This window comes from Arthrobacter sp. D5-1 (assembly GCF_017357425.1).
In the GTDB taxonomy this organism is placed as follows: Bacteria; Actinomycetota; Actinomycetes; order Actinomycetales; family Micrococcaceae; genus Arthrobacter.
Map to the genome: position 1 here is coordinate 1,400,029 of NZ_CP014571.1, position 20,496 is coordinate 1,420,524.

Here is a 20,496-nt window from a genome sequence, read left to right on the forward strand (position 1 = left end):
GCCCTACGCCCGCGCGTGCTTCTTCCCGCCGACACGCGTCGCAGCGGCACCCTCGCCCCGCTCCCCGGCAGTAACCGACGCCCCCGTCCCCAACCCGCGGACCGTCCACCCGGCACTCCGCCAGGCCTCAGCGTCCAGGACGTTTCGAGCGTCCAGCACCATCCGGCGTCGTACTAGGCCTCCCACAACGGAAGGTGACAGCGAGACGTATTCGTCCCATTCGGTGAGCAGTAGCACCAGTTCGGCGCCTTCGAGGGCGCGTTTTGTGTCGGCCTCGAAGCGGATTTGCGGGTAGCGGATCCAGGCGTTGTTGATTGCTTTGGGGTCGGTGACGGTGACGTGGGCGCCCGCGGCAGCGAGTTGTTGGGCGACGTCCAGGGCGGGGGAGTCGCGGATGTCGTCAGTGTCAGGCTTGAACGCTGCGCCCAGGATGGTCACCGTGCGGCCGGAGAGGAAGCCGCGGCACATCTCGCGGGCCACTTCCACGGCGCGGGAACGCTGGTCCAGGTTCACCGAATCAACCAGGGCCATCCACTCATCCACGGACGGCACCGACAGCTCGCGGGCCTGCGCACGGAACGACCGGATGTCCTTCGGCAGGCAGCCGCCACCGAACCCGAGCCCGGCGTGCAGGTATCGGTTGCCGATGCGCGGGTCCAGGCCCATCGCCTCGCTGAGCTCGCTCACGTCAGCGCCCGACGCGTCGCAGAGCTCGGCCATCGCGTTGATGAAGCTGACCTTGGTGGCCAGGAACGCATTCGACGCCGACTTGATCAGTTCCGCCGTCGCGAAATTGCAGACGAGCCGCGGAATACCGGCGCTGATCAGCGGTTCGTACACGGCATCCAGCACGGCGGTGACCGGAGCGCCGGCAGCGGCACCCTTGCCGCCCGGGACGCCGTAAACCAGACGATCGGGAACCAGCGAATCCTTGACCGCAGTGCCCTGGCGCAGGAACTCGGGGTTCCAGCCGAGCAGCACATCGGAGCGTCGGGCCAGTATCGTACGGAGCGTATCCACCGTGCCTACCGGCACCGTCGATTTACCCACGACGGCGGCGCCCTTTGCCAGATGCGGCAGGAGGCTCTTCGTGGCGCCCATCAAGTAGGAGAGATCGGCTGTGTCAGAGGTCTTGGACTGCGGGGTACCCACACAGAGGAAGTGCACCTGGGCCTCTGCGGCGGTGGAGAAATCGGTGGTGAACACGAGGCGGCCAGTGGTGCGCCCGTCCTGAAGGAGCTCGTCCAAACCCGGTTCATGGAATGGCGCCACAGCTTTGTTGAGCTGTTCAACCTTGGAGGAATCGACGTCGATGCCCACCACACTGTGGCCCATCGAAGCGAGCGTTGCTGCGTGGACTGCGCCGAGGTAGCCGCAGCCGATCACGGAAATCTTCATGAGGAGGGTCCTTTGCTTGAGGTGAGTTCTGTGGGCCCGTTTTCGCGGGAGAAGGAGGCGATGACTTCGGTGTAGTGCCGGACCAGGTCGGCGCTGAGCACAGGCCACGTCCGCCCCTGGACCGAGGCGGTTGCTGCCGTCGCGAACGCGCGGCGTTTGGCGTCGTCGCCCATCAGGTCCTGGACGTATGCCCTGAGTTGGGTGAGGTTTCCGGGCTCGTACAGCCAGCCGGTGCGGGAGTTTTCGACCAAGTCCAAGGGCCCGCCGCGTCCGGTAGCGACCACTGGAACGCCCGATGCCATGGCCTCCTGGATGGTCTGGCAGAAGGTCTCGAACTCGCCGGGATGAACAAAGAGGTCAAAACCCGCGACCGCCTCAGCCAGTGCATCCCCGCCGAGGAAACCCGTGAATACAGCGTCTGGCAGTTGAGCTTCCAGCGCCGCACGCTGCGGGCCATCACCCACAATCACCAGCTTCGTATTGGGCAGATCAGCCAGCACGGCAAGATCCTCAACCTGTTTCTCCACGGCGAGCCGGCCGACGTAGCCGATGATCCGGTGACCGTCGGGCGCTACTGAGCTGCGCCACGCCGTCGAACGTTTGGCGGGGTTGAAGCGCGCGGTATCCACGCCGCGACGCCACATGTCCACGCGCAGGATGCCTCGCCCGCGCAACTGGTTCAGCGCGAACGTGGAGGGCACAAGGGTTCGGGTGGCCAGGAGATGGATGTTGTCCACGCGGTTCCAGGCCCAGTTCTCCAGGAACGGCACGCCATAGCGGGCGGCGTAGCTGGGAACCTCGGTTTGGTAGATCGCCACGGTCGGGATGCCGAGTTGGTGGGCGGCCTGCACGGCGCGCCAGCCGAGGACGAACGGGGAGGCGAGATGAACAACATCGGGGGAGAAATCGGCAAGGATTCGCTTGACCCGATTCACACCACCCAACGCAACCCGCACATTCGTGTAGCCGGCCAGCGGCACCGAGGGAAGACGGTGCACATACGCACCCTTCTCGACGCTCGAAACATCAGTGTCCGACGTCGACGGCGCGATCACCATCACCTCATCCCCGCGCTCTTGCAGATGCTCCAGCACCCGCAGGATGGAGTGGGTTACCCCGTTCATCAATGGCAGGAATGATTCGGCGACGATTGCGATCCTCACGCCTTCCACGGTGGTCGCGGCGGTTGGCGTGGCGGGTTCGAACGGGTGGCCTGTGGAGGAAGAGTTGGTTAACAGGTGGGGCTCCAGTTTGTCTCAGGGCGCGCGTAGACTCTGCTTCACCGACGCGCTGGGGCGTCATGACTTCTGGGGGTCTTGCCATGTTTGCTGCTGGGGATAATTCGCGCGCGCTTGGAGTACGACGGCGGCGCTGGGCGGCGGTGCGGTCAGTCGCTGTCGGTTTGGGCTTGGCGCTGTTGTTGGGAGCTTTCGGTTCGCCCGGATCGCCGGCTGTGGCTGATGCGGTGACGGACATCGTTCCTGTGGGCGACAAACCTGGTGCCATCGCCGTAAACCCTGTGACGAACAAGGCGTACGTTGCCTCATTCGAAGGCGTTTCGGTCATCAACGGAACGTCCGACGGAGGCCTCCTGTACTCGGGAGACATGCCCGTGGACGTTGCCGTGAACTCGGCGACGAACAAGATCTACGTCAGCGAGATCGGCGGCTCGGTTGCCGTTGTAAATGGGGTTTCCGGTGCCGTGACGTGGGTTCCCGTGGGGGCTGAGCCGGGCGTTGTGGCGGTGAACGAGACGACCAACAAGATCTACGTGGCCGTGAAGACCGGCCTCACCATCATTGATGGGGCTACGAACACGACCACCTCTGTGCCATTCGACGGAGGTGCGCAGGACATCCTGGTGAATTCCGTGACGGACAAGGTCTATGTTCAGTCCAGTGGCACCATCAAGGTCATCAACGCCAGCGGCAATCTCTCGTCAACGATCGTCATCGGCGCAGGCATCTTGGGCGCAGCGATGAACGAGACAACGAACAAGCTTTACATCACGACGATCAGCAGGTTCGGGCCACGGCTCTCCGTAATCAACGGCGCAACCGACACCAGTGGAGCGAGCCTCACGTTCTCGCAGACCGTCGGCACCCTCGCGGTTAATCCTGGGACGAACAAGATATATGTAGCCGCAGACAGTGCTTCAACGGACGGCTTTGTGAAAATCATTGATGGGGCGACCTTCACGGAAGTGACCACCATCAGCACCGCCACGCGTGTCAGCGAGATCGTCGTGAACCCCGCGAGCAACAAGGTCTATGCGCCGACCAACGGCGGGGGCACCGTCATCATCAATGGCCAGAGCAACAGCAGCTACGCCGTTTACACAGGCAGCGAGCCGGTCTCCGCTGCCGTCAACACCTCCACCAACAAGGCGTACGTCGTCAGCTACGGCACTGCTTCTGTGCGGATCATCGACGGGACCGTGGAGCAGCCTGTCAAGAATGATTTCAACGGGGACGGGTTCACGGACGTTTTGGCTCGGGAAGCTTCCGGCGTCCTGTGGCTCTACCCGGGGGATGGCTCGGGCGGGTGGCTGAATCGCGTTCAAGTAGGGCAGGGCTGGAACATCATGACGGCTCTGGTTACTCCCGGCGACTTCAACGGTGACGGGAATGCCGACGTCCTTGCCCGTGATGGCGGAGGGCTGCTCTGGCTCTACCCCGGCAATGGCTCGAGTGGTTGGCTGCCTCGTGTGCAGGTGGGCATGGGCTGGGCTGGCATGACCGCGATCGAGTCCGTCGGGGACTTCAACGGCGACACCTTCGTGGATATCGCTGCCCGTACCGCCTCAGGCGTTCTGTGGGTGTACCGGGGTAACGGCTCTGGCGGTTGGCTGTCTGCCATCCAGGTGGGTACCGGTTGGAACGGAATGTCCGAGATGACCGGCGTCGGCGACTTCAACAGCGACGGCACGCCCGATGTTGCCGCCCGGGACTCCTCCGGTGTGCTCTGGCTTTACCCAGGCAATGGCTCCGGTGGATGGCTGCCGCAGCGGGCTATTGGGCAGGGCTGGAACGTCATGAACTCGCTGCTTGGTCCAGGTGACTTCGACGGTGATGGACGTGCAGACATCCTCGCGCGGAACGCCGCGGGTGAGCTGTGGTTGTACGCGGGCAGTGGGGGAGCTGCATGGCCCACGGCTTCCCGCGTGGGTACGGGGTGGGGCGGGATGACGGCGATTCTGTAAAACAGGCGGCCAAAACGGGACGTGTCGACGTCATGGTTTGATGCCACCTTCGATTCACCACATCCAGTTGCCCTGTACTCCTTGACTTCTTCTCTTCGGTGGAGAGTGCTCAGGTCCGGGTCCCGGTCAGTGCACTGTTCACTCGCGGACTCAAGCGTCCCCTCCCCGCGCCCGCTTCAGATCCTTCCGCAGCCCACGGTTATCGGCGCGCAACTCCCGGTTGTCGTCAACCAGCCCACGGTTGTCCTCCGTCAGCCCTCGGTTCTCCGCCTCCAACTCGAGCACCAGCTTCACTCCGGCCAGGTTCAGCCCCTCATCCAGGAGTGCGCCGATCCGCCGCAGGGTCGCAAGGTCGTCCTCGCTGTAACGCCGGGTGCCGCCGTCGGTCCTTTCCGGGGTGACCAGCCCTTTGCGCTCGTACTGCCTGATGTTCTGCTGCCCCGTGCCAACCAGTTCCGCCGCCACTGAGATCGCGTAGACGCCGCGAGCGTCCCGGCCACCGGCAGAGGTGCCGTCCGCCCCGGAAGCAGCCGGGCCGCCGTCGTGCGTCTCCGCAGCAGCGCCGTCCGAACCCGCCATCAAGAACCTCCGAAAATCTTCCGAAAACCTACTTGCACTACTTTCTCACCAGTGCTATAAAAAATCTATACCAGCCACCACAGATCAGGGAAGGCTGGGAGAACAACAAATCAGCATCACGACCAGAGGAGTGAGAACAAAATGCTGATGCGCACTGACCCGTTCCGCGAATTCGACAGGCTCGCCCAACAGGTTTTTGGCACAACAGCACGACCTGCCGGAATGCCCATGGATGCCTGGCAGGAGGGCGAGGAGTTTGTCGTTGCCTTTGATTTGCCCGGTGTGAGCCCCGACTCCGTCGACCTCGACGTCGAGCGCAACGTCCTCACGGTCAAGGCAGAACGGAAGTCGCCGGCCGGCGAGAACTCAGAGATGATCGCCGCCGAACGTCCGCAAGGCGTCTTCAGCCGGCAACTGATCCTGGGCGACACCTTGGACACCGAAGGCGTCAAGGCCAGCTACGACGCGGGCGTGCTGACACTCCGCATCCCCGTCGCCGAGAAGGCCAAGCCGCGGCGCATCGAAATCACGTCCAACGAACAACGTCAAGAGATCAACGCCTAATCCTCTGCCCTGCCGGAAGGCTTCCCCGGGGGTGGCCAACCGGCAGGGCGCCGATCGGGAACAACGGAGGCGGCCGCATCGGAATAGTTGGGCGCAGGCTTCGTGCCACGTCACAGCGTTTTTTAGCGCACATGAAAGCGGTCCCCGCCCGTCGTCTCCCGATTGATGGCCCCCGGTTCACCCCGGGGGCCATCCCCAAGTCTGCTGCAGGAAACCGGAACCAACCGTGAGCGATCAACCTGACCACTACGCCACTTTGCACGTGTCGCCGGACGCGACGACCCGTGAGATCGCCCGCGCCTACCGCACGCTGCTCCGGACCCATCACCCGGATACACGCCAAAAGGTCGACGACGGCGACACCACCTCCGCGGCCGACCTCCAGGAACTGCACGCCATCATGCAGGCGTACGTCGTTTTGTCGGACCCAGGAAAGCGGGCGGCTTACGATCAGGCGCGGCGGAGCGGTGTGCCCGCAGGAAGGCCCGGAACGCCGGTCAACGTGCGAGTCCATCGACACGAACCAGCGGCCAGCAAGGAACCAGGGCGTCCCCAGCCGCCCTTGTCTTTCGGGCCAACCCGTTGGGAGCCTTCATCCAGAACCCTCAGAACACCAAGGAGCCATTCATGAGTGCCTGGCGTCCCTACGACGGCCACATCATTCCCGCGTTCTACGAACGGTTCGAGAAACGCTGGGGGAGGGGAACGGCTCCATTCCTGGACCCCGAGGTCCACGAACAGCCGATGCCCCGTGCCCAGTGGATCAACCCGGACACGGGCGCTGCAGTTGCTGTGGTGCCTATCTGGACCGACGACCCCGAGCATCGCTCATTTGGCGTGTTCTACCTCCCGCCGGCTGGGGACATCTGGATGCTCCGACCGGGCCCTACCACGTTCCTGGAACCCAGTGCAGGGGCCAGCGGGGAGCAGGTGACACTCCGCAACGACGCTTTCAAGAAGGCCGTCAACCACGCCAAGGAGTTCATCTACGGGCCCCAGCTCTAGCGGGCTCACCCGAGGGGTTGGCTCTCGGCCCTAAGCGAGCCCTCAAAGTGCTGAGATGTAACCCCTCGGCGCTAGGAGCAAAAGCGGACGCATCCTGACCTCAAGTAGTCGTAGCCTGAAAGTACTGAACTCCCGACGAAGAGGACACAGTCATGACCGCGGCAAACCCGAGTATCAGCACAGTTCCCAGCGGCTACTCCAGCGTCAGTCCGTGGCTCATCACGCGTGACACCAACGCCCTCTTCGAGTTCATCACCGCAGCGTTTGGGGCAGAGGAGATCGACCGCGTCGTCGGGGAAGATGGCACCATCGGGCACGCGGAGGCGCGGATTGGCGACTCAGTAGTCCTCGCGTTCGACAGCCGAGCGCACTGGCCCGAAACGCCGTCGTACCTTCGCCTGTACACGCACGACGCCGACGCCGCCTTCCACGCCGCCCTCGCTGCGGGTGCCACCGCGGTTTCGGTCCTCGACAACAGCGCCTGGGGTGATCGCGGCGCCCGCGTCCAGGACCCGTTGGGCAACGTCTGGTGGATCATGTCGCACATGGGGGACGTCTCCGACGACGAAGCGGCCAGCCGCTGGGACGCCCCGGAATACGCCGCCGGAATGGAGTACGCGGTCGAATCCCTCCGACGGCATATGACCGGTCAGCCGGATGCGCCGGTCCCGGATGAGGTCAAGGCGATGGCTCCGGTGACACGTACCGAAGGAGTCCCTGCCGTCCCGGCCGGATATCGATCCGTCGAGCCCTGGATAATCTCGCGCAGCACTCCGGAACTCCTCGATTTCATCACGGCTGCGTTCGGCGCCAAGGAAGCGTTTCGCGTCCCGATGGAGGATGGGGCGATCGGGCACGCTGAAGCCAAGATCGGCGACTCGAACATCCTCGCCTTTGATTCCCAGCCCGACTGGCCTCCTACTCCTGCTTTCCTGCGGGTCTACGTCGGCGACGGCGATGCCGCCTTCGCTGCTGCCCTCGCCGCTGGTGCCACGGCAGTCACGAATATGACGGAGATGTTCTGGGGAGACGTAGTGGGCCGGGTCCGGGATCCGTTGGGAAATCTTTGGTGGATCCACTCCCGCGTTGCTGAGCCCACCGAAGAAGAGGCCTACGAGCGGATGATGGATCCGAAGTTCGTGAAAGCCATGGAGTACGTGTCGGGAGTGGACTTCTTCGCGAAGGGTTAGCTCTCGGCCGTAAAGCAACCACCCGCCGTCGTACTTCTCGCCGAGGGGTCAGCTCTCGGCACTAAGCGAGCCCCAAAGTGCCGAGACGTCGCCCCTCGGCGCAAGGTGGGGGAGAAGCGACCCAAAAGAAGGCTGGTGCAGCCTAAGGAGAGAATCCCGAGGCGGCTGCACCAGCTGCTAGTACGACTTTCTGTTATGAGTTGTGACACCTATCCATTGGCCGCTCCTAGTTCCCGGCTTCGATTGTTTCCGGGCCTTGCAAAGTCTGTGCAGGTGGGGCGGAGCTGAGATGGTCGGTGAGGGCTCCGTGCCCCGGGAGAACACCTCCCATTTTACGGCGGCTTCGTGGAAAAAGCGCTGGAATTCGCGGTATTTCAGGGGCGCCTGCGGGGTGGGAGCGGCCTGCCGTGGCACGATAGATCACGATGAAACTGCGCGCTGATCAGACCGGAAACCGTGGCCTCCCGATGCCCCTTTGGCTGCAGGGTGGTTTGGAAGCGGCGCAGGCAGCGTTCATTTCGGCCATCGTTGTGGTGTTGCCGCTGGTGGGAGTGTGGGCAACCGATGGTTTCCAGGACCGGAACGTCGACTCCCTGGCCCGTTTGGGCGGCCAGGCGTGGCTGCTGATCCATGGTGTTCCGCTGGAGCTGGCGCAGGTCAATATCGGGACTGCGGCCCAGCCGGGGTCGGGTCTGCTGTCCCTCATTCCGCTGGGGTTGACGCTCATCCCGTTCCTGCTTGCGTGGCGTGCGGGTCGTCGGCTCGCCCGGGCCTCCTACACCGACCAACTGTGGCAGGCATTTCTCGGCGCTTTCGTTGTGTACGCGGCGTTCGGGGCCGCCACCGGCTTCGTGTGCCGCACCCCTGAAGTAGTCATCAACCTCTGGTTCGCCATGACCATCCCCCTGGTGTCCTTCGGCCTTGGCATGATCGTGGGCGCTCGGCGAGAGGCCGGTTCGTGGAGCCGACTGATCGGCGTCGACGCCGTTGCGTGGCTCGCGAAGACCAGCCAGCATTCGCGCTGGGCGGGCTCCTACGTGGGCTCGGCGTTGAAGGCCGGATTCGTCGCGGCTATGGCTTCGGTCTGTTTGGCCGCGGTCCTGCTGGCCGTCACCATCGTGTGGCACTGGACGGACATCATCGCCGTCTACGAAGGAATCCAGGCCGGCGCCCTCGGGGGAGCCGTGCTCACCATCGCGCAGCTGGGCTTCCTGCCGAACCTCGTCATTTTCGCTCTTTCATGGTCCACCGGTGCGGGCTTCTCGCTCGGCGTCGGCTCCACGGCGGGTCCGCTGGGTACGGCGGTCGGGCCGCTCCCGGCCGTTCCGGTCCTCGGTGCCCTCCCCGCAGGACAGCTCGACGCCGGCGCCATGGCACTCGCGCTGCCCGTCGTCGCCGGTATCCTCGCGGGCTGGTGGTTCCTCCGCGAAGGCGAGAACCACTTTGACGAGTGGCTCTCCATCAAGATCAAAGCCCGATGGTTCACAGCCGCCGCCTCAACCCTGTTCCTGGGTGTGTTCATTGGCGCCGTTGCGGGTCTCCTTGGTGGTGCCTTGGCGTGGATCTCCCGCGGTTCGGCCGGGATTGGGCGGCTCACGGAAATCGGACCCCACCCGCTGTGGACGGCAGTCTGGCTGGCCGCGGAAGTGGGTATCGGCGTCGTGATTGGCTACGCAGTGGGGCCGTGGCTGGAACGCAGCCAGAAGCAGCGCGAAGCGAACCTCGACGAAGCAGCGTACGACGACGAACACGCCTGAGCTGGTCCTCTTCCGTCAGCGCTGGCTACTGCCGCGAACGGGGGTTAGCGAAGCGGTCCCGGCATGGAGTTCTCGAGCTGCGTCAGGCACTGCGTCTTGGCGGATTCCGTCAGCGCCCCGCGGGAGCAGTCCTGGTACTGGCTGACCTGGTTGAAGAAGAGCACCGACGTCAGGATGAGCAGGCACATCACGGCCGTGACCACCAGGCCTGAGATCGTCCCGAAGAGAATCAGCCGGGGGTGCTTGTACTTCAGCGTGCGGACCAGGACGACGATCCCCAGCACCATACCCGCGACCGTCAGAATGGCGCTCAACCACACATAGTTCACGTTCAGGGAGAACACGAAGAACGCGCCCAACGCCGTCAAAAGGAATGCACGGAACAGGATCTGGGTCTTGCCGAGGGCGGACTTTTCGGCCTCGGAGCGGGGTTGCTGGCTCGGCTTGGGACCGACGTCGGGATTCATGTTTTCCAGCCTACGCGAGCCGCCCATAAGCTAGTGCAATGCGCATTGTTGTCCTCGTCTCCGGTACCGGTTCCAATCTTCAGGCAGTCATCGACGCCGTGAAGTCGGGTGAACTGGATGTCGAGATCGCCGCCGTGGGCGCCGACCGCCCCGACACGTACGGCGTGGAGCGCTCCGATGAGGCCGGCATTGAGACCTTCGTGGTCAACTTCAACTCGTTTGAAACCCGTGCTGAATGGGACGCCGCCCTCCGCGACAAGGTGCTGTCCTACTCGCCGGACGTCGTGGTGTCCTCCGGGTTCATGAGGATCGTCAGCGAAGACTTCATCAACGCTTTCGACGGCAAGTACGTCAACACACACCCCGCGCTGCTTCCGTCCTTCCCGGGCGCCCACGGAGTACGCGATGCCATTGCGTACGGCGTGAAGGTCACGGGCTGCACCGTTCACTGGGCCGACGCCGGCGTGGACACAGGGCCCATCATCGCCCAGGAAGCCGTTGCCGTGCTTCCGGAGGACTCCGAGGAAACCCTGCACGAGCGCATCAAGGTAGTGGAGCGCCGCCTGCTGGTCCAGACCCTGCGGGACCTCGCAGCCGCCCCCGCGTAGGTCCCCACCCAACTGAGTAACAGCAAGTGTTCCACTCAGCCCTGAGTAGAGCGTTTGCTGTTACCTAGTTGGGTGGCAGGAACGAAAGGCTGTGGTTAACGCCCCACGCTCCCGGCACATTTGCCAGCATGGGCTGATGAAGATCCCGCGGCCGCTCCCGGCAGACCTCACTTCGAAGCCCTTTACAAGGCAGGAAGCGCTCGACGCCGGAGTGTCAGTTGGGCGACTGCGTTATCGGGATCTGGACTCACCAAGCCGTCAGATATATGTACCCGGCTCCGTTGACGAGTTGCAGTTGACCGATCGCGCCAGACCCTTGACGTTGGTCACGCCGTTCTCCGCGGCTTCGCATGCGACGGCGTTCCTTCTTTGGGGGTTTCCCGGATTCCTCCCACGCAGCCATGAGCCGGGTATTCACATTTCGCGACCTGACACCGTCGGAATCCCGCGCCGCCGGGGCGTGATCGGGCATAGGGGACAGTTCTTCGAAGACGAGATCACCGCTTTGGATGGAATGTACATCACCAGCCGGGCCCGGACATGGCTGGACTGTGCCCGGAGAATGGATATTGATGAGATCACTGTCGTGGCTGACCATCTGTTGCGTGTGCCCAAGCCGGAATTTGAAGGACGCAGTTCCCCGTATTGCACCATGGATGAGCTCGAAGAGATGCTTGACCGGCACTGGGGGACACCGGGTATCCGAAAGGCCCGCCCCGCCTTGGAACAAGCTTGCGTGGGTGCCGACTCCGCACCCGAAACGCGACTTAGGCTGGCGCTGAACAGGGCTGGGCTGCCCACAGCGGAAGTCAACGTGCCCACGGAACTGAGTCCCGGCGTCGTACGTCAACCGGACCTGGCGTATCGCGAACAGCGTGTTGCCGTGGAATACGAAGGTGAGGGTCATTCAGATCCGGAGCAGATTGTCCGGGACATAGCCCGTGAGGAAGACTTCAGCCGCGCAGGATGGACCTTGGTGAGGATCTCAAAGCGGCACATGGGCAACGACGCGAGGTCCGCCGTGGCCAAAGTGCGCAGGGCGCTCGAACAACGCGGCTGGGCTCCCAACTAGGTAACAGTAAACGTTCCACTGAGCGCTCAATGGGACGTTTACTGTTACCTAGTTGGGTTAGGAGAGGACGCGCTGCTTCGTCTCCGGGGCGAAGAACGCCATCCACAGCACGGACAGCAGCACCAGGCCACCGGCCATCGCGAACGACTGCGCCAACCCGAACTCGGGCCAGAAGAAGGAGGCAAACACCAGCGGGCCGAAGCCGGCGCCGATGCGGGAGAACGTCGAAGCCCAGCCGAAGCCCGAGCCGCGAAGTTCGGTGGGGTACAGCTCGGACACGTAGGCATAGAGGACCGGAATGGCCACCTGGACCACGAAGCCGAACACCAGCAGCCAGAACACAGCAGCCGATGGCACATCCACGACGAACGCCACGATCACCAGCGTCAGCGCGGACAACGGACCGGTAATGGCAAGGATCCACTTGCGTCCCACCCGCTCCACCAGCAGCGCTGCCACCACCACGCCCAGAAGTCCGACGGCGGCCATGCTCGCCGTCGTGACGAACGCCTTGTACTCCTCGAATCCGGCGCCGATAAGAATGCGCGGCATCCACGTGAGGGACAAGTAATAGACCAACAGGATGCTGAAGAACAGGGCCCAGGCCGCGGTCGTAATCTTCCAATTGAACTGCCAGATCCCGCGCAACTGTGCCCACGCGCTGCCGGGGGAGAGGCGCGGTGCGGCCTGAGGCTCGGGCAAACTGTACGCGCGGGGCTCGGCACCGGTGGCTTCCACCAGACCGTCGATCACCGCCGCCGCCTCTTGCCGTCTACCCGCTCGAATCAAGAACAGCGGAGATTCCGGCACCGAACGCCGAACCCAGAAAACGAGCAATGCGGGCAACACCATGATGAGCATCGTGAGCCGCCAATCGCCGAAGGCAGCAACCAGGCCGGCGGAGACGAAACCACAGAGCGCAGCACCGATCGGCCACCACCCGTCCATGGCCGTCAGCACCTTGCCGCGTTGTTTGCGGGGAGTGAACTCACCCACCAGCGCATAATCCACGGGGATGCAGCCGCCCAGGCCGAAGCCGGCCATGAAGCGGAAGATGCAGAACCACACGATGTCCGGCGCAAAAGCACCCAGAACCGTGAAGATGCTGAAAATCAGGAGGGTCGCTGTGAAGGCTTTCTTGCGGCCAATGGTGTCGGCAATGGTGCCCCACGCGAACGCACCCACGGCCATGCCGATCAGGTTGGCCGTGCCGATCCACGCAGCGTCAGTCGGTTGCAGCGACCAGTGCTTGGACAGCAGTGGTATCAGGATGCCGTTGAGCGTGACATCCCAAGCGTCGAACATGAACCCGAGCCCGCCGATCAGGAAAATCCGTCCCTGGACCTTCCACCGCCATGGCAGTTCCTGCACAACTTGCTCGCCGCTGGGCACGGCTGTGTATGTATTCATTGGGCCTCCTGCATGCAACTTTATGCGCTGTGCACCGAGCGGAAGTCCGCGTTACTTCTGGTTCTCGATGGCCCTCCGGAGGAAACCACCGGCTTCCTCCAACGCACCCTTGGCCTGACCAGCCTCGATACCTGTCAGGAGCACCAAAATTGCCGCCTTCACGGAACCGCCCACGGCGTCCAAAGCAGTGGAGGCTTCTTGGGCCGACACTCCGGTGGCGTGCTGGACCGTCCGTTGCGAACGAGCCAAAAGCTTCTCGTTCGTGGCACGCAAGTCCACCATGAGGTTCCCGTAGGTCTTGCCGAGTTTCACCATCACCAAAGTGCTGATCATGTTGAGGACAAGTTTCTGGGCGGTACCCGAGTTCAGCCTGGTCGAGCCCGCAATAAACTCCGGACCTACGACAACCTCAATCGCCGCGTCCGCCAGATGACTCACGGCCGAGCCCTTGTTGCACGCCAGCGACGCCGTAAACGCACCCCGTTTCCGCGCTTCTTCCAGCGCACCGATCACGTACGGCGTCCTGCCGGAGGCGGTAATACCCACGACGGCGTCTGCTTCCGTCACGTTGATGTCGTGCAGGTCGCGCGCGCCAGCCGTTGCGTTGTCCTCTGCGTACTCCACCGGATGTTGGATGGCTTTGGTGCCGCCCGCAATAAGTCCGACGACGAGACCCGGCGGGGTGCCGAATGTCGGCGGGCACTCGCTCGCGTCGAGCACACCCAACCGTCCGGCCGTTCCCGCTCCCACATACAAAAGGCGCCCGCCGCGCTGGAGTCGCTCCGCAACGGCGTCGACCGTTTGAACGATCGCCGGGCTCGCAGCCTCAACGGCAGCATGTACTCCTGCACTGTGGGCAAGCATCGCCGAAACGAGTTCTTCAGTGCCCAGGATGTCCAGATTGTCCAAACCCTCGGCAGTGGCCTCGGTCGCCAACCCGGCGAGTTCCGTGCGCAGGCCCGCAAGTTTGTCGGCGTCAGTCGGGCCAGTTTGTTCCGTCACGGTGGATGTACCTTTCCTGGATGAGCCCGCGGCGCGTCGCAGCGAGGGCAGCACCGTCCAAGCCATCGCCGAGCGGCGCCACCACCTCAATCCCAGCCGAAGCGAGGGACTTCCGCAAGAGCGCCGCGAAGAACTCCGATCCCACCACTCCACCCAGGAGCGCCACGCGCGGCGTGCTGCCGCGCTCACCACTGGACGCGAGCTTCACCGTGTGGGTCAGAATGCGGCATGCCTCGCCGATGATGTCATGCGCGACGGCGTCACCCGCCTCCGCTGCGTGCAGAACCAGCGGCGTGAACCGGGCCATCGCACGGTACGGGTTTTCGCTGTCAGCGAGCCAGCCCGGGAGCATCTCCGGCGACTCGACCAGGGCACCGGCCGCGGCCGACAACGAGGTGGCGGGGCCGCCGTCGTGCGCTTCAAGAACTGCCTGCAGACCTTGCTGGCCAATCCATCGTCCGCTGCCGCGGTCGCCAAGGTAGGGGCCCCAGCCGTCGGCCCGGTGCAGGACTCCGGCTTCATCGAAACGGAAGGCCACGGCGCCGGTCCCCACGATGAGCGTGGTGCCCGGAGCGCCTTGGAGAGCCCCGAGTTGGGCGGCTGTCGCGTCGGAAAGGACGGCTGCGGGGACACTGAATCTCTGGGCCAGCATGGTGGCGAGTTCCTGGGATTTTTCGGCGGATGCTTCGACGCCGGCCACTGCGGCGCCGATTCCTGTCAACGTGCTGACGGGGAGACCGGGCGGCAACAAGCTGACCGTCTCGAGGAGCAGCTCGAACGCCAGCGTGGGCCCGTTGTCCACGTGCACGCCGGGGAAGCCGTGCTGGTCGGCCGCGCCCAGCAACTCGCCACCGCTGCGCAACTCCACGCGGCAACGGCTCTTCCCTACATCGGCAACAAGAACGACCTCGGTGGCTTCCATGGATCAACCCTATGTTGTGAGGCCCGTTCTGCAGGGTATGGGTCTCGCTTTGCCTGCAGAGTGGGCCTCGCAACGCGTTGGCTGGCAACGCGGGCGCAACTTCTGTGGAGGAACAGTCGCAGCGCCCCCAGGGGCCAAATCTGTGGATAACGCAACACCGCCGACCGTTTCCGGCAAGCATGGTCCAATGCTGAAACCCACGCCCCTGCCGTCGGAGATCGACCCGGATGGCTTCCTTGTCCGAGATGCGTACGCGGCTGGCGTTCCCCGCGGGAGGTTGCAATCGGCGGGCCTCGTCACACCCAGCCGGGGAATCCGGCTCAACCGAAGCGATAGCCCCAACGTGGCGCTACTTGCACGACTGCATACGGCCATCACTCCCAGATGTGCGGTGAGCCATGTAACCGCGGCGCTCCTCTGGTCGATCCCACTTCCGATCTATCTGGAGGAGGAGGGCAACAACGGCGTTATCCATGTGACGCGTCGACACGAGATTGGGCGGGTTAAGCGTCGCGGTGTGGTGGGGCATCGGGCGCCGCTCTTGGCCAGGGATGTTCGTGTTGTGAACGGGGTCCAACTGACGTCGCCCGAGTGGACCTGGATGGATTTGGCCCGGCAGATAGGGCGGTCTTCGCTTGTGGCCGCCGGAGACTTTCTGTTGGCCCGGGAGAATCCGTTGTCCTCCATTGAGGCGATCCAGGAAGTCATTAACCGGCGACCGAAGGTAAAGGGAATCAGGATGGCCCGGGAGATACTGCCGTTGCTGCGCGTTGGAGTCGATTCTCCGCAGGAATCCCGGCTGCGGTTGAAAATCGTCGACGCCGGCCTGCCGGAGCCAGCGGTCACGCAGCCGATCTTTGATGAGCATGGCAGGTACATATCCACGCCGGACCTCCAGTACAAGGAATACAAAATTGCCATGGAGTATGAGGGGGACCATCACCGCTCCGATCCCGTGCAATGGGGTAAGGACATCGAACGTGACGATCGGCTTCGGGCTATGGGATGGATCGTGCTCAGGTTCTCCGATGTCCAGATGAAAGGTGGATGGGCCAACGCGGAACGTAAGGTTCGCGATGCGTTGGTGTCGCGCGGGTGGCGAGGCCCGGCGTCGTAATTCTTGCGCACGGGGTGTTGGGTGTGGAGTGGGCCTCGCATTGTGGGGGCGGGATTTGTGGGGCCTGGTGTGCAGGGGTTGGGCGGGGTGTTGGGTGTGGAGTGGGCCTCGCAACGCAAGGGGTGTGTTTGTGGGGCCTGGTGTGCAGGGGTTGGGGAGGGTTGATGGGTGTGGAGTGGGCCTCGCATTGCAGGGGGTGTGTTTGTGGGGCCTGGTGTGCAGAGGTTGGGCGGGTTGATGGGTGTGGAGTGGGCCTCGCAGTGTGGGGGGCGGGATTTGTGGGGCCTGGTGTGCAGGGGTTGGGCGGGTTGATGGGTAAGGAGTGGGCCTCGCAACGCAGGGGGCGGGATTTGTGGGGCCTGGTGTGCAGGGGTTGGGCGGGTTGATGGGTGCGGAGTGGGCCTCGCATTGCAGGGGGTGGGATTTGTGGGGCCTGGTGTGCAGGGGTTGGGGAGGGTTGATGGGTGCAGAGCGGGCCTCGCAACGCAAGAGCCCCCAAAGACGCAAAACGAGCCATCGAGCGAAACGCGATAAACTCTCCGTATCCCACACCCGCGACACCACCCGCGACTTCTACGCGAACTAAGACGGAGACTTTTGTGAGCTTGACGCAGCTTGACCGTGTTCCCATCCGCCGTGCACTGATCTCGGTTTACGACAAGACGGGACTGGAGGAGCTCGCGAGGGGCCTGCACGCAGCCGGCGTCGCCATCGTTTCCACCGGCTCCACCGCCAAGAAGATCGCCGCCGCAGGCATCCCGGTCAAGGAAGTCGAAGAAGTCACCGGCTCCCCGGAAATGCTGGACGGCCGCGTCAAGACCCTGCATCCGCGCGTGCACGGCGGCATCCTGGCCGACCGCCGCGTCCCGTCCCACATGGACACCCTTGCGGGCATGGAGATCGAAACCTTCGACCTCGTGGTGGTGAACCTGTACCCGTTCGTCGAGACCGTGAAGTCCGGCGCAGCGCAGGACGACGTTGTTGAGCAGATCGACATCGGAGGCCCCGCGATGGTGCGTTCGGCCGCTAAGAACCACGCCGCCGTCGCCATTGTCACGGACCCCAACTTCTACGGCGAAGTGGTTGCCGCAGCACAGGAAGGCGGCTTCGACCTGAACACCCGCCGCCGCCTGGCTGCCAAGGCCTTTGCGCACACGGCCAGCTACGACAATGCTGTTGCTTCCTGGACCGCAAGCCAGTTCCTGGACGAAGACGGCGACGGCATCATCGACTGGCCCGCCTACGCCGGCCTGTCGCTGGAACGCTCCGAGGTCCTCCGCTACGGCGAAAACCCGCACCAGCAGGCGGCTCTCTACGTGGACAAGGCTGCTCCGGCCGGCATCGCCCAGGCCGACCAGCTGCACGGCAAGGCCATGAGCTACAACAACTTCGTCGACGCCGATGCCGCCCTGCGCGCTGCCTTCGACTTCGCCGAGCCGGCTGTCGCGATCATCAAGCACGCCAACCCTTGCGGTGTAGCTGTCGGTTCGGCCGACGCTGCAGACCCGATCGCCGACGCACACGCCAAGGCCCACGCCTGCGACCCCGTTTCCGCCTTCGGTGGCGTCATCGCTGCAAACCGCACCGTCACCGCCGGCATGGCCCGCACGGTTGCCGACATCTTCACCGAGGTTGTCATCGCCCCGGACTTCGAGCCCGAAGCCGTGGAGATCCTTTCAAAGAAGAAGAACATCCGCCTCCTCGCCCTGCCCGAGGGCTACGGCCGCTACCCCTCCGAGATGCGCCAGGTTTCCGGCGGCGTCCTGGTCCAGATGAGCGACAAGGTGGGTGCCGACGGCGACAACCCCGCCAACTGGACCCTCGCTGCCGGCGAAGCCGCCGACGAAGCAACGCTCGCAGACCTCGCCTTCGCCTGGACCGCTTGCCGCGCTGCCAAGTCCAACGCCATCCTGATCGCCAACCACGGTGCAGCCGTGGGCATCGGCATGGGCCAGGTCAACCGCCTGGACTCCTGCCGCCTGGCCGTCGAGCGCGCCAACACGCTGGGCGTGCAGGTAGAGTCCGACGTCGAAGGTGCGGGCGGCGCGTCCAACACCAGCGGTTCTGACGCACCTGAGCGCGCCCGCGGCGCCGTTGCATCCTCGGACGCGTTCTTCCCGTTCGCTGACGGCCTGCAGATCCTGATCGATGCCGGTGTCCGCGCCGTCGTCCAGCCGGGCGGTTCCGTCCGCGACGAGGAAGTCATCGCCGCAGCCAACGCTGCAGGCATCACGATGTACTTCACCGGCGCACGCCACTTCTTCCACTAGAGGAAGAGCCCGCCAGGGCCCAGGCAGAAAGCACCACAACGCAACGGCGGCCGCCCCCGGGAGGGGACGGCCGCCGTCGTGCTTTATCCGCACATACTTAACAGGGACGTGCCAGCAAAAGAGGGTCCGCTACGAAGCCGCTGCTGCGGTGTTGTACGTGGACTGGATCACGGTGCCCCAGTAGGGGCCGTACATGGTGGTGGAGTTGCTGCCGTATCCGTAGCTGTTCACGGAGTTCTGGTAGCCGGAGGAGCTGGTGCCGATGAACCACGGACCGCCCGAGGAACCACCGGTCATGTTGCAGGGGATTCCCTGGCTGTTGAACTGCGGGTTGTAGGGATCATTGGTTGCCTTGCCGGAGCAGCTCTTGAGCGATTCACCGTTGAAGGGCGAGCCTGCCGGGTAGCCGAAGGCCTTGTAGCTCAGGCCGCGGGCGGCGTTGAACTGGACGCCGGAGGCCCCGACGACGTCGGCGAGCTTCTGGCCGTTGAGGGTGTTGACCACGGCGAAAGCGGTGTCGTACTGCATGTTGCCGTTGGATGCCCACTGGGTGGGGGCGTACAGCGCCTTTGCCGTCCACTTCCCGTAGGGTGCGGCACCGTTGAGGTAAGCCGGGACAAACACGAAGTTGGTGGCGTATGCGCCCGGGCCTTCGTTGAGGCAGTGGCCTGCAGTGGAGACCGTGCTCTTGTTGGTTGAGGTGACGGAGTTGCCGGAGCAGACGTAGTTGGAGCCGCCCAGGGTGAAGAAGACCTTGCCGATGTGCTTGACGGGGGTTTCGCTCTGGTTGACCTTGCGGTCGATGGTCTTGGAGTCGGTGGTGGCCTGCTGGCCTGCGATGCTGCTGAGGGCGCCCGGGGCTTCGGTGACCGGGGCTTTGCCGAGGTTGAGGAGCTTGCCGCGGTCAAGCGCTTTGGCCGCGAGGATTTCGCCGGACTTGGCATTCTTCATGCGCTCCGGCGTCCAGTAGTCTGCAGCGCCGGTGTCCGACACTACATGGCTGCTGACCGCAGCGCCGCTGGAGTCTGCGTTCTGGGCCGGTGCCGCGTTGGCGCTGGTGGTTCCAACCAGCGCCAGGATTGCGGCAGCGGACAGACTCAGCAGGCTTGTGGCCAGGGTCTTGGTTTTCGTCACGTTGTTCCTACCTATCGAGGGAGTGAGGCGGCCAGTGATGGCGACCGCCGACTGACGGAATTGAAGGTATCGAACGTATGACAAGTTTGTAAAGAGATGTTTCATAGTTTGTGATAATTTGGTGTCACTTCCTCGTCAAGTAGCGCGGTCCCTTTGGTGATCCCAGTGACAGCCCTTGGCAGGAAGCCGTCAGTGGTCTTTGACCGTGACTCTGTCAGGGAGGGGCTTGGGTGTGACGCCAGGCCATGAACCTTCCTGTGAGAGCAGGGAGAGATTGCGCGCTCCCTCGGGATCGTCGGCGCTGAGCGGGATGATGATGGTGTTGTGCTGCGAAGGAGCCGAGGGCTGTCCGCCCATCCAGGCTGATCCCACGCCTGCAGTGGAGAGGTCGAAGAACGGCTCCCCGTCAGCGGTTCGGGCGCTGATCTGAATCTGGGTGTTGGGCATGTAACCCTCGCCTACAGACCAAACATTCCGGACGATGTAATCGACCAGCAAATCGCCGTAAAGAACGGTGTAACCAGGGTCGATGGCTATCTGTACGGAGTATCCGGTGTTGCCCTTCACGTTGGGGGGACCTCCTCCGGCGAAGCCAGTCACCGAGATCCCGGGGACGGCGTCGATTGCCTCGCGGGCTTCGGCCATCGTCTGACCGGTGTCGGCATCGTGCGGGATGGTCTCCCGGGGTGTCGGCGCCGGGACAGCGCAAGCGGTCAGCGCGAGGAGAATCCCGGCCGCCAAAGCGGTCAGCCAGGCAGCAAAGGAGGTGGGTCGAATGGTGCGGGTCATGACTTCACTA

At 64.0% G+C, this 20,496-nt stretch carries 19 protein-coding genes; 10 read left to right on the forward strand and 9 right to left on the reverse strand.

Annotated elements, in window-relative coordinates; translation table 11 throughout:
• Positions 1–3: 3 nt before the first annotated feature.
• Both AYX22_RS06505 and AYX22_RS06510 read right to left on the reverse strand, forming a co-directional pair.
• Positions 4–1,398, reverse strand: a complete 1,395-nt coding sequence (locus tag AYX22_RS06505; protein WP_207596709.1) for a UDP-glucose/GDP-mannose dehydrogenase family protein — start codon at positions 1,396–1,398, stop codon at positions 4–6.
• A complete protein-coding gene (locus tag AYX22_RS06510) occupies positions 1,395–2,561 on the reverse strand; it encodes a glycosyltransferase family 1 protein (RefSeq protein WP_207596710.1) in 1,167 nt (388 codons plus the stop codon). Before AYX22_RS06510 ends, AYX22_RS06505 begins: the two co-directional genes overlap by 4 nt.
• Before the next feature lie 218 nt (positions 2,562–2,779).
• Between AYX22_RS06510 and AYX22_RS06515 the strand changes: the two genes are divergently transcribed.
• Positions 2,780–4,600 (forward strand): FG-GAP-like repeat-containing protein, encoded by a 1,821-nt coding sequence (locus tag AYX22_RS06515; RefSeq protein ID WP_207596711.1) that lies wholly within the window; start codon positions 2,780–2,782, stop codon positions 4,598–4,600.
• Positions 4,601–4,750: 150 nt separating this feature from the next.
• On the opposite strand, the gene AYX22_RS06520 is transcribed toward AYX22_RS06515, so the two are convergent.
• Positions 4,751–5,179: a MerR family transcriptional regulator gene (locus tag AYX22_RS06520; protein WP_207596712.1), complete on the reverse strand. Its 429-nt coding sequence runs from the start codon at positions 5,177–5,179 to the stop codon at positions 4,751–4,753.
• A 141-nt stretch (positions 5,180–5,320) separates the two neighbouring features.
• Between AYX22_RS06520 and AYX22_RS06525 the strand changes: the two genes are divergently transcribed.
• From AYX22_RS06525 to AYX22_RS06545, 5 genes are all read left to right on the forward strand, one after another.
• The gene (locus AYX22_RS06525) at positions 5,321–5,743 is read left to right on the forward strand and encodes an HSP20 family small heat-shock protein (protein ID WP_207596713.1); all 423 of its coding nucleotides are present in this window, start codon (positions 5,321–5,323) and stop codon (positions 5,741–5,743) included.
• A gap of 226 nt (positions 5,744–5,969) precedes the next feature.
• Positions 5,970–6,374, forward strand: coding sequence for a J domain-containing protein (locus AYX22_RS06530; protein ID WP_207596714.1), 405 nt, complete (start codon positions 5,970–5,972; stop codon positions 6,372–6,374).
• Positions 6,371–6,748, forward strand: a complete 378-nt coding sequence (locus AYX22_RS06535) for a hypothetical protein (RefSeq protein WP_207596715.1) — start codon at positions 6,371–6,373, stop codon at positions 6,746–6,748. Before AYX22_RS06530 ends, AYX22_RS06535 begins: the two co-directional genes overlap by 4 nt.
• A 152-nt stretch (positions 6,749–6,900) precedes the next feature.
• On the forward strand, positions 6,901–7,938 hold the full coding sequence (locus AYX22_RS06540; RefSeq protein ID WP_207596716.1) for a VOC family protein: 1,038 nt from the start codon (positions 6,901–6,903) through the stop codon (positions 7,936–7,938).
• Between the two features lie 425 nt (positions 7,939–8,363).
• On the forward strand, positions 8,364–9,695 hold the full coding sequence (locus AYX22_RS06545; RefSeq protein ID WP_207596717.1) for a DUF6350 family protein: 1,332 nt from the start codon (positions 8,364–8,366) through the stop codon (positions 9,693–9,695).
• A 44-nt stretch (positions 9,696–9,739) separates the two neighbouring features.
• Here AYX22_RS06545 and AYX22_RS06550 read toward each other — a convergent pair whose 3' ends face one another.
• Positions 9,740–10,189, reverse strand: coding sequence for a hypothetical protein (locus AYX22_RS06550; RefSeq protein ID WP_207596718.1), 450 nt, complete (start codon positions 10,187–10,189; stop codon positions 9,740–9,742).
• 11 nt (positions 10,190–10,200) lie between these two features.
• On the opposite strand from AYX22_RS06550, the gene purN reads away from it, so the two are divergent.
• Together purN and AYX22_RS06560 are read left to right on the forward strand one after the other, a co-directional pair.
• Positions 10,201–10,770 carry a phosphoribosylglycinamide formyltransferase gene (gene purN / locus AYX22_RS06555; RefSeq protein ID WP_207596719.1) on the forward strand — a complete coding sequence of 190 codons (570 nt, stop codon included), beginning with the start codon at positions 10,201–10,203 and terminating at the stop codon, positions 10,768–10,770.
• Between the two features lie 136 nt (positions 10,771–10,906).
• Positions 10,907–11,842 carry a hypothetical protein gene (locus AYX22_RS06560; protein ID WP_207596720.1) on the forward strand — a complete coding sequence of 312 codons (936 nt, stop codon included), beginning with the start codon at positions 10,907–10,909 and terminating at the stop codon, positions 11,840–11,842.
• A gap of 57 nt (positions 11,843–11,899) precedes the next feature.
• Here AYX22_RS06560 and AYX22_RS06565 read toward each other — a convergent pair whose 3' ends face one another.
• Genes AYX22_RS06565 through AYX22_RS06575 form a run of 3 tightly spaced genes read right to left on the reverse strand, consistent with a single transcriptional unit; the run spans position 11,900 to position 15,176 of the window.
• Complete coding sequence (locus AYX22_RS06565; RefSeq protein ID WP_207596721.1) at positions 11,900–13,252, reverse strand: MFS transporter; 1,353 nt, start codon at positions 13,250–13,252, stop codon at positions 11,900–11,902.
• A gap of 51 nt (positions 13,253–13,303) precedes the next feature.
• On the reverse strand, positions 13,304–14,254 hold the full coding sequence (gene murQ / locus AYX22_RS06570; protein WP_207596722.1) for an N-acetylmuramic acid 6-phosphate etherase: 951 nt from the start codon (positions 14,252–14,254) through the stop codon (positions 13,304–13,306).
• Positions 14,229–15,176: a BadF/BadG/BcrA/BcrD ATPase family protein gene (locus tag AYX22_RS06575; RefSeq protein ID WP_207596723.1), complete on the reverse strand. Its 948-nt coding sequence runs from the start codon at positions 15,174–15,176 to the stop codon at positions 14,229–14,231. Before AYX22_RS06575 ends, murQ begins: the two co-directional genes overlap by 26 nt.
• Before the next feature lie 391 nt (positions 15,177–15,567).
• Here AYX22_RS06575 and AYX22_RS06580 point away from each other — a divergent pair, with 391 nt between their 5' ends.
• Positions 15,568–16,293: a DUF559 domain-containing protein gene (locus AYX22_RS06580; RefSeq protein ID WP_242703550.1), complete on the forward strand. Its 726-nt coding sequence runs from the start codon at positions 15,568–15,570 to the stop codon at positions 16,291–16,293.
• A gap of 599 nt (positions 16,294–16,892) precedes the next feature.
• Positions 16,893–18,563, forward strand: a complete 1,671-nt coding sequence (purH, locus tag AYX22_RS06585; protein ID WP_207596725.1) for a bifunctional phosphoribosylaminoimidazolecarboxamide formyltransferase/IMP cyclohydrolase — start codon at positions 16,893–16,895, stop codon at positions 18,561–18,563.
• Positions 18,564–18,692: 129 nt separating this feature from the next.
• Here purH and AYX22_RS06590 read toward each other — a convergent pair whose 3' ends face one another.
• Together AYX22_RS06590 and AYX22_RS06595 are read right to left on the reverse strand one after the other, a co-directional pair.
• Positions 18,693–19,697, reverse strand: a complete 1,005-nt coding sequence (locus AYX22_RS06590; RefSeq protein WP_242703551.1) for a hypothetical protein — start codon at positions 19,695–19,697, stop codon at positions 18,693–18,695.
• Between the two features lie 189 nt (positions 19,698–19,886).
• Positions 19,887–20,486 (reverse strand): hypothetical protein, encoded by a 600-nt coding sequence (locus tag AYX22_RS06595; protein ID WP_207596727.1) that lies wholly within the window; start codon positions 20,484–20,486, stop codon positions 19,887–19,889.
• Between the last annotated feature and the right edge of the window lie 10 nt (positions 20,487–20,496).

Excerpts from the sequence above, each read along its gene's own strand:
- AYX22_RS06505 (WP_207596709.1), bottom strand. The coding sequence starts at position 1,398 with ATGAAGATTTCCGTGATCGGCTGCGGCTACCTCGGCGCAGTCCACGCA.
- AYX22_RS06520 (WP_207596712.1), bottom strand. The coding sequence starts at position 5,179 with ATGGCGGGTTCGGACGGCGCTGCTGCGGAGACGCACGACGGCGGCCCG.
- AYX22_RS06525 (WP_207596713.1), top strand. The coding sequence starts at position 5,321 with ATGCTGATGCGCACTGACCCGTTCCGCGAATTCGACAGGCTCGCCCAA.
- AYX22_RS06535 (WP_207596715.1), top strand. The coding sequence starts at position 6,371 with ATGAGTGCCTGGCGTCCCTACGACGGCCACATCATTCCCGCGTTCTAC.
- AYX22_RS06540 (WP_207596716.1), top strand. The coding sequence starts at position 6,901 with ATGACCGCGGCAAACCCGAGTATCAGCACAGTTCCCAGCGGCTACTCC.
- AYX22_RS06545 (WP_207596717.1), top strand. The coding sequence starts at position 8,364 with ATGAAACTGCGCGCTGATCAGACCGGAAACCGTGGCCTCCCGATGCCC.
- AYX22_RS06550 (WP_207596718.1), bottom strand. The coding sequence starts at position 10,189 with ATGGGCGGCTCGCGTAGGCTGGAAAACATGAATCCCGACGTCGGTCCC.
- purN (WP_207596719.1), top strand. The coding sequence starts at position 10,201 with ATGCGCATTGTTGTCCTCGTCTCCGGTACCGGTTCCAATCTTCAGGCA.
- AYX22_RS06560 (WP_207596720.1), top strand. The coding sequence starts at position 10,907 with ATGAAGATCCCGCGGCCGCTCCCGGCAGACCTCACTTCGAAGCCCTTT.
- AYX22_RS06565 (WP_207596721.1), bottom strand. The coding sequence starts at position 13,252 with ATGAATACATACACAGCCGTGCCCAGCGGCGAGCAAGTTGTGCAGGAA.
- AYX22_RS06575 (WP_207596723.1), bottom strand. The coding sequence starts at position 15,176 with ATGGAAGCCACCGAGGTCGTTCTTGTTGCCGATGTAGGGAAGAGCCGT.
- AYX22_RS06595 (WP_207596727.1), bottom strand. The coding sequence starts at position 20,486 with ATGACCCGCACCATTCGACCCACCTCCTTTGCTGCCTGGCTGACCGCT.